This is a genomic window from Lysinibacillus sp. OL1 (assembly GCF_004332175.1).
Classification (GTDB): Bacteria; Bacillota; Bacilli; order Bacillales_A; family Planococcaceae; genus Lysinibacillus; species Lysinibacillus capsici.
Map to the genome: position 1 here is coordinate 40776 of NZ_SJDS01000015.1, position 12421 is coordinate 53196.

Sequence of the window (12421 nt, forward strand, 5' to 3'; positions counted from 1 at the left end):
CATTTTATGATTATTCATTCAGAAGAGTACTATACATTTGAAAAGACTTTACACATGATCCAAATTATGAAAATGTACTATGAACATGTCGGAGATAAGTCAGCTTTTAATAAAATAGATATCCATAGAAGTGATTACAATGGCGGTTGGGGAACTGTATATCCACATGATGTCTGCATAGATATTATCAACGAGCTATTCGATAGTGTTGAGATATTCACACCATATTCCATTAGTAAAACTGATAAGGATTATTCCACTCATTTAGATAAATGTCTTTCATTTTCTAAAAAGGTTGACATGAAACACTTATATAAATACCCCGTCAATTCTAAGAACACAGATTCAGAGTATGTAAACTATATCGATGACCTATTCTATACAAGCTATTTAATATTCATAGATTGCAGTACAAAAAACATTCCTTATTTCATTAATTTAGAACAAACAGAAGGTCACTTTGGAGAGTTTGTTATTGCAGAAGGAATTAAGAAGGATTGTTTTTGTATCATTATCGATGAAGAATTCTACTACAGTAATAACAAAGAAGATTTGATAGAGTTTTTACTACAATGTAAGAAAATTATTGAGGTGGAAGGTGACGTCGAATGAAATGGACGTTAGAAATTTCAGATAACCCTGTAAATCCTGACTACCCTGTAATAGGCCAAAGAATTTTTGATAACGGTACTAAAGGGCAATCGGTTATGTTGACCATTGAATCCGTTGTTAATGCTCTTACCTCTGGTCCCGTTGAAGGTTCTTCCCTATCAGATGAAACAGACTATTCTAAAGAGAGATGTACCCCACTACTACCCCGGAATACCCTTTCATTTAGTTATTCAGAAAAAGGTAATTATGAACGTTTAACAATGGTAGTCGATAAGGCAACCTGGTTTATCCGTTATCTTTCGGATGAAGAACTCTATGAAATTCCATTCCCTAAAATGATCATACAACTAGCACTTCGCCCTGTTGAAAATTCATTAAAAAGAAGAGTTATTGAGACAAATATCTTTGCTGTCATGGACAACCATGCGGTTATTGATGAAAATACAGAGCTATTCTACTTCCCTTACCCAAATGTGTCAAAGGAAAGTGGACAAGTTTGCTGGGGCACTAATACATTTACACTTGATTCTGTAGCAGCGAGTGAGCGATTTTTAACACAATTCTTCTCGGCCCCATTTAATGAAGACTATCATTTGATGATTGACTATGATTATAAAAAATCTAATGATTTTTCGAAGTTAGATATTGGCCAATTTAAGTATTTTATACAACACGTTACTGACAATAACATAAAACAATTTGATGATAATTGGCTTCTACCTTCAAAAAAGAAGTTATCCGATATTCTAGGAACTACTCTAATTTACTAATAGAAATAATAAGCCAATACTGGAGGATATATTATGACTAATTCTTTTGATTCTTTATTCACACTTTTCGATTTTCAAAATGAAAAAACTACAAATAAATCTACTGATAACAGGGTAGATATTAATCAGGATAACATTATAGAGGCAAATTCAGAACACTGTACACCAGCAATTTCAACTGATACTCCGAATGCTAATCAATACGAATTAATGATAATACCACCTCAAAACATGACTAGTGTTTATGGATTAATTCATAAAATTAACATGATGGAGGCTGAAAATGCTAATTCATTCAAGAAAAGCGAGCAAACTACTTCTGCTACTACTTTTGAGAAATTGTCAGCCCAAGTGGATGCACAGATCCAAGAAGCAGAAGCAGCAGAAAAAGCGAATGGTACCACAAGCAAAACTAACATATCGAAAGCTAAGGAAGACGATTTTGCTATTAACGAAGAAACCCTTATTCGGTACTACAGAGAAATTATACCGATCACTAATTATTTCACAATAGATGAAATTAATAACGGTATACAGAAAAAGAAGAAGGATGATACGATTGAGATTAAAAAAATTGATGGTGAGATGGTACGTCAACGCTTAGAGAAAGAATTTCCAGAGTTAGTGAAAGATTATACTGAAATGAAATACATTGGAAAAAACAAGAATTTTATTATTCCTGTTACAATTGCCAAGAAAAAGGGTTGTACAGGAGAAGTTAGAAAAGGAGTGGAATCGTCTATTGACGATCCCACTTCTTTTAAATTCCCATCTAAAATTCCTCTAAAGTTGCTATTGCAATTTATAAACCTTGCTAGATTGTATGCTGATTTTAAATTAGAGGTACGGGGAGAATTTTATTATAACTTTGATACGGAAGAATTCTTACTTCATATACCTAAACAAACTGTTTCACCTGAACTGGTAATCTCTGATGAAGAACCTGGTTACTTTGAAGTTATGCAATTGGAGACGAATGGACACTTTGTTCAACTGGCATGTGAAATTCATTCACATCACGTCTATAGGCCCCTTCCATCAAGTATTGATAATGCTAGCGAAAGAAAACCAGGTATGTTTTATATGATCGTAGGCAATTTCCAAAAAGTTGCTTTTCCCGAAATCTATTTAAGAACATTTTTATCAGATGGAGATAATGAATGGCATGTAAGTTGTGAGTTACAAACAATATTTGAAGATGATCACACACCACATAAGTACAATCAATTACCTACTGATTTAGAACTAAGAGATATTAAAGTGAATCTACTAGGAGGTCATTATGTATAATTTATTAGGAGCAGACGCAGAAATTCCATTTCGTAAATATGAAAGTATTTACCCTTATATCGTTCAAATCGGTACAGGGGGTACAGGAGGATACATTGTGCAACATCTTGCACAAATGCTAGGAACATTAGATTGTCCACATAGTTATGTATTGGTCGATCCTGATACAATTGAGAGCAAAAATTTAAAAAACCAACTATTTTTGGAGGAAGAAATCGGTGAAAAGAAGGCAGAAGTTTTAGCTGATCGTTATGCTGCAGCATATAATTTAAACATTTCTACCTTTACCGAAAAATATGTTGAGTCTGTAAGTGAAATTATTAGTCTATTTGCAAGCGAATACCTATCTACAGGAGATGGTTACTTTAATTATAAAGTTAAGTTAGTACCGATATTAATTGGTAGCGTTGATAATGCTTTTACACGACAGCAGCTCCATAAAGCCTTTTTAGAGCTTCCTAGATGTATTTATATAGATAGTGGTAACGAGAGCGTCAAAGTCCCTAGAGATTGGCAAAACCGTCCTATAAACGAATGGTCCAATGAGGAATTAAAGGATTACAAAGAAAGTGGATGGACGGGACAAATTGTTTGTGGCATAAAAGATGGTACACAAATAATACAACCACCTATATGTGAGGTATACCCCGACATGCTATCTACCGCTGATACAATTAAGCCTAGTGAAGTTAGTTGCAGTGATCTTACTGCTAGTGATCCACAGAGATTAATTGTCAATAAAATGGCTGCTCATGCAGTTATGATGTATATGAGCGAAATACTTGAAGATAATTATATTGAAAATCATATAACCGTTTTTCACGCTAAAAAGGGATACATGAGAACTCAAGATTATGTACCTTATGAACAAGAACAGGGTTAAAACACTATAACTATTAAATTATGACAGTGCAATAAAAGAGAGTGAGACAAAGGTTTTAGCCAAAAATAAACCCGAATTTACGAATAGCAATTCGTAATAATTCGGGTTTATTTTTATTTGATTGAATTAGTTGGCTTTTTTCTCTATAAAGTTTTCTAATGTTAAAATTATTTTGCGTTTGCAGGATTGAGACAATTTTTTACCTTTAAAAAAAACTTCTTCGTTTATCTCTAAAAAATCAAACAAATCTATATTCTTTATTTTATCTAATATATCTTCAGAAAGTGGCAATTTTTCTTGTCCATATAACACCATATTCGGTGATACTCCACCCAGTAATGCAATTTTGCGAATCCTTTCATATCGCGGAATATTTACACCTCTTTCCCAATTTGAAACATTCCCCTTACTCGCATTATCGATTAAAGAACCAAAATCTTCCATAGTAAAACCCAGTTGTAAACGAATTTTCTTTATTCTCTCCCCTATAGCCACTTCATCTAATTTAGTATTAGGCAAGACGTAACCCCTCCTTAAAACATTGTTAGAAAAAATTCTAGTAAACTCAATGTAGAGAACTTTTTTTACCCACGAGATATATAAATATCTTGTGGGTAAAAAGGGTCTACTGATTAAAAGTTACTATGTCTACGTTATTTACTGTATACACGCGGTATTCAGCATCAATTTTAATTTCATCTGGTAATATTTGATGTAAATTGTACATAATTTGATTTCGTTCTTCTTCACGAATGTCTATAGATAGACTAAAATTAATAATATAGTGAGTCTTCTTTTCATTTTCTGGTAAGATCACTGGAATAGCTGAAATATGAACTGTTCCTACCCACTTTTCTTCTGTCTTACCATCACTGATTTTGAAGGCATCCCAAATTTCATGTTCTTCTGAGTAATAAGAAGCCTTTAAAAAAATTTGAGGATTGACAAATTTTAAATCTAACGGATATCCCAATAAAAAAATGACTTCTTCTGAATTTTCTTCAAGTGCATATAATTCATGATCTGTTACATAAACATATGCACCGTAGCATGCAATTTCTCTAAGTAAACTTTGATATAGTTCGTAGAGCTCAGGTGATTCTCTAAGTAAATAGGTATTATATTGACTTACAGCAGTATTCATATACCATCTATCATCATGATTCAAGAATGCTCTGTTCATAACATTAGTCATTTCAATTCGCAACATGCCCTTTGGAATTTTAAAGGTTAACAGATAATCTTCTATATTTTCAGGGCTGTTCTGTAAATCCTTATCTAATAAGGACATTAGGTAATAACCGTGGAAAATTTGTTGAGTAATTGTATTTTCCATCATTTCAATAAATGATTCACGTTGCTCAGAATTTTTTGCTTGTTGAATGATTTTTTTTGTGTAAAATAATGAAAGATTATTATACTCTTGTGCAAAATCTTTATCATTTTTTAATTTATTCTCCAACAATTTAAAAATCTCTTCCTCTTGTTTTTTAGCCAAGATTAATTGCTCTTCAGATAATTTATCCATTATTCATTCTCCTCTTTTTCTAAAAATGCTGGTTTAAATTCAGCTTTCCCTGCATGGTAACCAGCTGTAGGTTCATCATTTGTAAGCTGCCATGAACCATTTGATATTTTCTTCATTGTTGTTCTATAAAATATCTCCACTTTATTAGAAAGAGTATACTTTCTAAAAAAAACTTTCTCTTCTTCTGAATCTCCATCATATAATTTAGTCATTTCATAATCTTCAATAGTATTTTCTAGCTGCTCAGTAAATAATCGTTGTAGTGATTTATACATCTTGATACGATCTTCTTCTATTGAAGGAAGCATATCTAAAAATTCTTTATGAAGGTATGGCTTTATGGTTTTATAGAAAGTTGGGCCATCCCAATTTACTGAATAATACATGAATAATGCATAACTAAAGAACTGACTCGCTTCATCTGCATTTGTAAAATTCTCTTTGATTACTGGCACGTTTTTCTTAACTACAACTCTTTCATCTAAATTGTTTTGACTGGCAGCTTCAGTTGGGCTTTTACTTTCACTTTTTTCTAGCGACTTTTTTTGACTCTCAGTCATTTCATAATCATTTGCAATACTATCAAACTCCGAACCTGATTCAGCATCCTCTATTTTTTTATCATTAATATTATCTTCTTTATTACTATCTTCTTTTGCATTTTCATTAATCTCTTGTTTGGCTTCATCTTGTTTTGTACCTTTTTCAATGAATTTAGTAGGCGTGCAACCTGTTATTATAAAACTTGAAAGAACTGCTACAGAAATAAACAAACTTCCTTTTTGCACTAGAAACAAGCGTGCTCCCTCATTTCCTCTTCTATTTTTTCTTGCTTTTGCATAAAACTCTTCTTAGCATGATCCGTTAATAATTCAAGTATCGCCAGTGACTCATAACTAGGGCGATGCTCAATAATTGAGGTGAGAAGTAATTCGTCTAAAGCCTGGACTTTAAAATTACCTTCCGAATTTAATCTTAAAAAGGATGTTCTCATTGCTTTTCCAAAAAAGTGAATAAGAGAATGTTTTGTATTTAAAGTCAAAGTGTTTTGGTGAATGACAACCTGATTATCAATTTTATTACCAAATAAACACAGCCATAACATATATGTGCTATTCCTTAATAATCTAGGATCAAGTGCAACTACATTCTTTCCATCTGACCAATCCCGAATAATTCTTTCTAATACTAAAGAATTGCTTATAACAAAGAGATTATCTTCTCCCGAAATTTTATCAATGCCAATTAAAGTTTGTAATTTTGATTTATCAATATAAAACTTCAAGATTTTCTGTTTACTTGGAGGTAAGTAAAATTTCAATTCATGTTTACCCCCTTTCCTATCTATAGTGCTATCTCCAAGGAGAATTGCAACCAGTAAGTCTTCTGTCATTTTTAGAGTTGCCATTGACATAGTCAAAAATATCACTATCCTTTTCAAATTTATAATAAAAAAAGACACCCTAAATGATGCGATTACAATTGCATTTTGCTTGTATCGCTAGGTCATTTAGGGTGTTCCCAAAATCAAATATTCTGATGTGTTTTCTTATTTATCATAACTGTAGTAACTAGATATTTTCAAGTATATTCGAATTATTTCCATTTGAAATATTAATTCTTTCTTTTGCTGATTGTAATAAATGGATAACACTACTCTCAGTCCGTCCAATTAATTCACTAATTTCACTAACTGATTTCCCTTGTTCAGATAAGTAATGAACGTAAGTGACACGGATTTCATCAGAACGAAAAGGCATCCCTATGAATTCATTAATGTAATTAATATATGTCCTTGATGATATTGGTTTTGTTTGAACATATTCTCCAGCATGCTCTTTAGAACGTACACTAATCAAATATTCTGTACCTCTAAATATGGCTACTTCAATAGCTTGTCTTAAAATTTCTATATCTAGTGGATCAGTAAATGGAATAATTGTTTTAATGTTAAATTTCGAAATATATGTTAGTTCCACAACCTCTAAACGGGATGTATCAAAATTATCAATTGTTAATCTATACATATCTATTAATTGAATACCCTTCATATAAAGAACAGCTAATAATTTGGAGTTGTCAGCTATATCGGAAGTTAAAATTTTTGTTTTATGTTCAAGCATTTTCTCATAAGTATAACTGATTTCCGATTGAATGTACTTAAAATTCTTCTTAGTTGTTGGTGAGTCCTGTTGATCGGCAAAGTAATTAAATTTTTCCATGAAATCATATGAAATTTGGTTAGTTCTCCATAAATAATCGAAGAAGCGTTTTAAATGGCCTTGTTTTCGATAGATAGTATGATCTGTCCAATTTTCACTTTCACTATGCAAAAAATCCCTTACATCTTCAGGAATAAATTCATGGGGCTCTTTCGTTTTATTATATTTTAGAGAAACAAATCTAAGAAATTGCTTTATTACTATTATCTCAAATTTTAAAGTACTTTCTCTTTTATTACTATTTTTGAGATTGTACTTTTCATATCCAAAAGGCATATTATCACACTCCTCTCAAGTAAATTACGATAAAATCCATCACTTATCTTTATAGTACACCATTTATTATCTTAAGTAGTATTCGAATTTGTATTAAATAATAGGTAAAGAACTTAATTAATAATATATTAAATAAATTTCATAACAAATAACAGAATAATAATAAAGAATAAAAAACAGAGTAATTGGCTAAATTAAAGAAATAAAGATAATGTCCAACGAAAGCTGATATCACTGCATCTCTTTAAAATTCTGAAAAATCAAAAAACAAAACATATAATCTTATAGTAATAATAGATTGCATTTAATGGATAATCATATTATATAACTACTTCTTCAATATCTATAGCGGCTTTTATGTGGTTATTTTTTACAATTAATACCTAAAAAAAATACTAAAAATAATACCTCATAAAAAAAATTAACCTTTTATGTTCTTAATAAATCTCTTTATATAAAAGCAGATATTGCCCCATGCCAAATAGGCCATTCCTATATAGATAGAAATAGCCGAAAGTATGTACGTATTTTTAAAAAAATTTAAAAGTTAATCACGTTCTTCTAACCAGTTATAAAAAATAACTTTATTCACGTCTGAGTTACCAGCACTCTCTAATGTCTTAGCTAAATATTCATTCGCCCAAATCTGGATTTTAGCTTTACGCGAGTTAAAAAGGGCCCTAGTTTCATTTTCAGTAAGCTCATAAATCTCTTCAATGGACATAGGTGTTTCATCTTGGTTTACAAATATCTTATCATGAAGCATCTTTATTAATGAGGGGGCAAAATCAGTATATGCTTCATCTAGTCTTGTTAATTCTTGTTCTAATATTTTGTTTTTAAAAGTATTTTTGAGTGATTTAGCAGCAAAATTAAACTGTTTTACTTTGGCATCAATCAATTCTTTTTCATTCATTCTTAATTTTTCTAGATATTTATGGTCTAAATGAATTTGGGCTATTTTAGAGTCGTAATATTGCTGAGCATAGAACACGTCTTTGATTAGTGATTTGTACTCATCAAATAACATAATTTTAGATGGTTCTCTATTTTCCATGTCAGTACTATAAGATTTCTTTAGTAAATTATAGCCATGATCAAAAAGGATAGAAAAACTGTCTTTTAATTCCATGTTTAAAGAAGGAGCTAAAGTTTCATTTTCTAAAACGAACAACATTAACCGTTCTTTAGCTACCTTATCATGATAATAATGTATTAAATTGTTCAAAATAATCTTGTTAGGGTGCTTAGAATCTAGATATGTGACTATCATGTTTTCAATAGCTGGTAATATATAATAATCAACCAATACATTAGCTAGCTTTTCTAAGATAACAAATGTAGCCACACGTTCTTCATGATCCAGAAATAGTTTATTAAGAGCTTTGTTATAGATGGATAACCCTACTTCCCCAGCTAATTTATAAAGAATATTTTTGTGCCCCACCACAAACCCCAGTTGAGCACTGTCCTGAATTTCATCAAAACTAATATTGTAAGCATCACAAAGTAAGCGTAACTCTGTATAGTTAGCCTGATTTCTCACCTTGTTTAAATAGAGTGTACTTGGCATTCTATACTCAAGTATAAAGTAAGTACTTGTTTCTTTACCTAATTTTTTCCTTGTATTTCTTTCATAATAATTGAATATACAAGATTCAATTTGTGCAAGGGACATATCTTGCGAAACAAGTAGAATAAGCTGCCCAGAAAGCTTATTTTGATGTTGAAGTAAAGTACAGTATTTTGTACTGTAACTTAGCTTCAAATCGATCACACCTAAATAAGCAAGTTTTGATAATGATTTTACCAAGTCTTGAAAGCTATCAAAAATGTCTAAACCCTTACTATTCTTTACAAAATTATTCTTGTATAAATTCGTAATACGAGTTCTTGAATACATCTGTGGACTTCGATTTGCATACAAATGTAAAAGTAATCTTATATCATTTAATGAAAGTTGTCCCATTATCACTTCATCTTGTAGAATCGCATAGTTATCAAAATATACAAAACTTCTACTAGTTACTTCTGGTTGATATACAGTGAAGATTGCTGGAGATAAAAAGTTCACTCCTTCTTTAGAAAATATAAAACCATGCTCAAATAACCTTTCTAAACCTTGAGAAAACGTCTCTTTTCTAACTACCATAGTTGCTTCCACTTCAGAAAAATTAGGACCTGCATGAATTTGGCCGTTGACATCTGTATAAGTGATCAACTTAAAAAGGATACGAATCGCAGTTGGAGTTAGTTGCATTTTTTCATGAACTAAACTCTTAATAAATGAAATTGTAAATCTAGGAGTATAGTTAGTTGAAATTAAGAGATTTTTATATGATGTTTCATTAACTGCAGATATATTATCTAAAATGTTTGAATTAACCATTGTCGCACTTCCTTGCTAGAAAAAAATTCAGTCTCTGACAAGGTTAGGATGTAACGGCAAAGCTTCTCTAAAAAATTAACTAGATTTATAATTTATCATACTTTAAATGACTCTAATCTATTGCCAAAACAACAGCATCTTTGCTAAAATAAAGTATGTATTGCATTTATAAAAAAAGGCAACTTTAAAGGCATATTCATATTTTTATGAATATGGACTTAGCATTAACACCCTAACATTGAAAAGAATGTTTTGATATGAGATTGTATGGTTTTGAATTTTATCTTCTCCCTTCTTTCTCTTCTTTTTCTTTCTTTCTTTCTTTTTCTTGTTGTCCAAGTAGTTATTACCAGTAACCCTTGGATCGTGTGGTGTATCATCTAAAAATTATTGGTCTTATGACCACAAGCACATCGCAGCGTCGGAAACTGTGGTGTGCTTTTTAATTTGCTTGTCACAAATTAAAATTTTAGAAATGTTACTTAATATTCTTGTCCTCAAAATAAATATGCTCAAATAAACCCTGTTACGAACGTATACAACTCTATTAGCACTCAGCACAAAATATGTAGTCGGATTACATAATCGTACTATAAACGGCAAATAAAGGCGTATAGACGCAATCAGCGTTTTTTTAGAAGGACACCACAATTGTACCAAATTTTATTAACGGTCTGCAATAGTTTTTACATTTAAACAGCTCTATTTTGCTACGTACAAACTATATAGTCATAATTAAATTAATTAAATATTAATCTCTTTGTTGCAATTTTATAAACAAATTGATATGATTAACTTAATTAAATCACGTATTCAAATTAATGCTCAGGTAACCCCTGAACAGCGTTTTTTTGAAGGACACAAAAAAGCTACCATTAATGGTAGCTTTTTTACTTTCTCTTTTATTCCTTACTTGGCATATTAAGTTGATTCTTCAATGTTTCAATACTCTTATTAGATTTAAGCCCCTGAAGCTGTTCCTCTAATTGTTTTACTGTATCAAGTGCTTGTTGTAACTCATCTGAAAGCTTTGTTTTATGCGTCTTACTATTTTCTATAGAAGCTGTAATATTACCTTGTTCTAACGTAAGATCCTCTATATGCTTCAAGAGATTAGCCTGTCTATCTTTAATTTGTTCTACCTCAACTTTATCTATTTCCTTCGTAATTTTAACAGTCTGCTCTTGTAAATCTTCTCCTTCTTCTATGAAAAGAAAGTTTTTTAGGAATCGAGGAATGTACTTCTTACCTGATACAACAGGGATATTTACAGTCATCTCTTCTTTTTTATTTAAACTAGCTTGTTGAGCAGTTTCCTGCTCTCTATCGACTAATACTGCAATCGTTCTTTTATTTTCCGCTAGTTGCCTTTCTTCAGTTCTTATAAAAGATTCTAAATAGTTTAGTTCAGTTCTAATTTGATTAACTTTGCTTTTTTCTTGGACTAATTCAAGCTCTTTTCGATTAATTTCATCATTATAAGTTATATGGTCCAGTAGTGTTGATTGCATTTTTAAATAACTTTGATCTTTAACTTGTGTTCGTCTCTCTAATTCTTCTACGAAATTTTTAAAACCATCTTGCATTTGCATTTTACTTTCTTTTAATTCTTGCTCTATAAGCCCCTTTAAGAAACTAGGGTTTATATTTTGTCGGGATGAATTGTTCTGACGCTCACTATCATCGTTCAATGATGTGTAAGTATCATCTTCACCTAAAATCGTAGAAATATCAGGTGCATTGAGCAAAAGAGACTCAGAAAGAAAAGTAATTAAAAGCAATTTAAAAAGTATCTCTATATTATGTCTATATTGATTTCCCTTTTTAAATGGTTTTAAGTAATTAGAGTACTTACTATCATTTAACATGTTAAGAATCTTTTGAGAGTATTTAAAACCAAGCAGCTGGGTAGCTGTATTATTAGTATAGTATTTATCTAATTCAACATTTTCAAAGAAATCCTGGGCATATTTCAAAAAAATATCTTGAGCTTGTCTATCTATTATATAAAGTAATAAAGGATCATCCTTATAGGTATCTAAAACATAAGCTTGTTTTTCAGTAACGTTAAGCTTTTTTCTGCTCTCATCCACTTTTCAACTCTCCTTTCCAAACAATTAAAAAAAAATTAAAAACAAATTAAGACTTTTAAGGTCATATTATCGCAGCAAATGTGATTAAACAAGGTTTTTGAACAAATAATTAAGATTTAATTGCAAAATAATTAAATATAAAACCATTAAAGACTGATTAATTAAATTAAACAAATTAATTTGTAATTAAAGTAATTGTAATTAAATTAATTAATTTAATAATTAGTTGAAAATTAATTGAATGTCTTATTTTATTGAGGAAATTAGGATCGAATTAGAAATTCATTAGTTTTAATACGTTGATTAGAACTGGATTATAAAAAAATTAAGAGCTAACTCAAAGGAATTAGCTCTTAAT

General features: G+C 30.6%; 11 protein-coding genes. 4 read left to right on the plus strand and 7 right to left on the minus strand.

Translation table 11 applies throughout. The features are described 5' to 3' along the window. Positions 1-6: 6 nt before the first annotated feature. Genes EW028_RS21040 through EW028_RS21055 form a run of 4 tightly spaced genes read left to right on the plus strand, consistent with a single transcriptional unit; the run spans position 7 to position 3555 of the window. A complete protein-coding gene (locus EW028_RS21040) occupies positions 7-612 on the plus strand; it encodes a hypothetical protein (RefSeq protein ID WP_131522253.1) in 606 nt (201 codons plus the stop codon). Continuing rightward, positions 609-1382, plus strand: a complete 774-nt coding sequence (locus EW028_RS21045; RefSeq protein ID WP_131522254.1) for a hypothetical protein — start codon at positions 609-611, stop codon at positions 1380-1382. The genes EW028_RS21040 and EW028_RS21045 overlap by 4 nt, the downstream gene beginning before the upstream one ends. 33 nt (positions 1383-1415) lie before the next feature. Next, entirely contained in the window at positions 1416-2672 is a 1257-nt protein-coding gene (locus EW028_RS21050) for a hypothetical protein (protein ID WP_131522255.1), read from the plus strand. Then, positions 2665-3555, plus strand: a complete 891-nt coding sequence (locus EW028_RS21055; protein WP_131522256.1) for a ThiF family adenylyltransferase — start codon at positions 2665-2667, stop codon at positions 3553-3555. Before EW028_RS21050 ends, EW028_RS21055 begins: the two co-directional genes overlap by 8 nt. A gap of 126 nt (positions 3556-3681) precedes the next feature. Here EW028_RS21055 and EW028_RS21060 read toward each other — a convergent pair whose 3' ends face one another. The 7 genes from EW028_RS21060 to EW028_RS21090 all read right to left on the minus strand — a co-directional run bounded on the left by EW028_RS21060 (position 3682) and on the right by EW028_RS21090 (position 12063). Then, on the minus strand, positions 3682-4074 hold the full coding sequence (locus EW028_RS21060; protein ID WP_227744997.1) for a helix-turn-helix domain-containing protein: 393 nt from the start codon (positions 4072-4074) through the stop codon (positions 3682-3684). 106 nt (positions 4075-4180) lie between these two features. After that, positions 4181-5083: a hypothetical protein gene (locus EW028_RS21065; protein WP_131522257.1), complete on the minus strand. Its 903-nt coding sequence runs from the start codon at positions 5081-5083 to the stop codon at positions 4181-4183. After that, positions 5083-5871, minus strand: a complete 789-nt coding sequence (locus tag EW028_RS21070; RefSeq protein WP_193767431.1) for a hypothetical protein — start codon at positions 5869-5871, stop codon at positions 5083-5085. Before EW028_RS21070 ends, EW028_RS21065 begins: the two co-directional genes overlap by 1 nt. Continuing rightward, positions 5871-6476: a hypothetical protein gene (locus EW028_RS21075; RefSeq protein ID WP_193767432.1), complete on the minus strand. Its 606-nt coding sequence runs from the start codon at positions 6474-6476 to the stop codon at positions 5871-5873. The genes EW028_RS21070 and EW028_RS21075 overlap by 1 nt, the downstream gene beginning before the upstream one ends. A 178-nt stretch (positions 6477-6654) precedes the next feature. After that, positions 6655-7581, minus strand: coding sequence for a helix-turn-helix domain-containing protein (locus EW028_RS21080; RefSeq protein ID WP_131522260.1), 927 nt, complete (start codon positions 7579-7581; stop codon positions 6655-6657). A 547-nt stretch (positions 7582-8128) separates the two neighbouring features. After that, positions 8129-9970 carry a hypothetical protein gene (locus EW028_RS21085; protein WP_131522261.1) on the minus strand — a complete coding sequence of 614 codons (1842 nt, stop codon included), beginning with the start codon at positions 9968-9970 and terminating at the stop codon, positions 8129-8131. 902 nt (positions 9971-10872) lie between these two features. Next, on the minus strand, positions 10873-12063 hold the full coding sequence (locus EW028_RS21090; protein ID WP_131522262.1) for a hypothetical protein: 1191 nt from the start codon (positions 12061-12063) through the stop codon (positions 10873-10875). Positions 12064-12421: the final 358 nt, after the last annotated feature.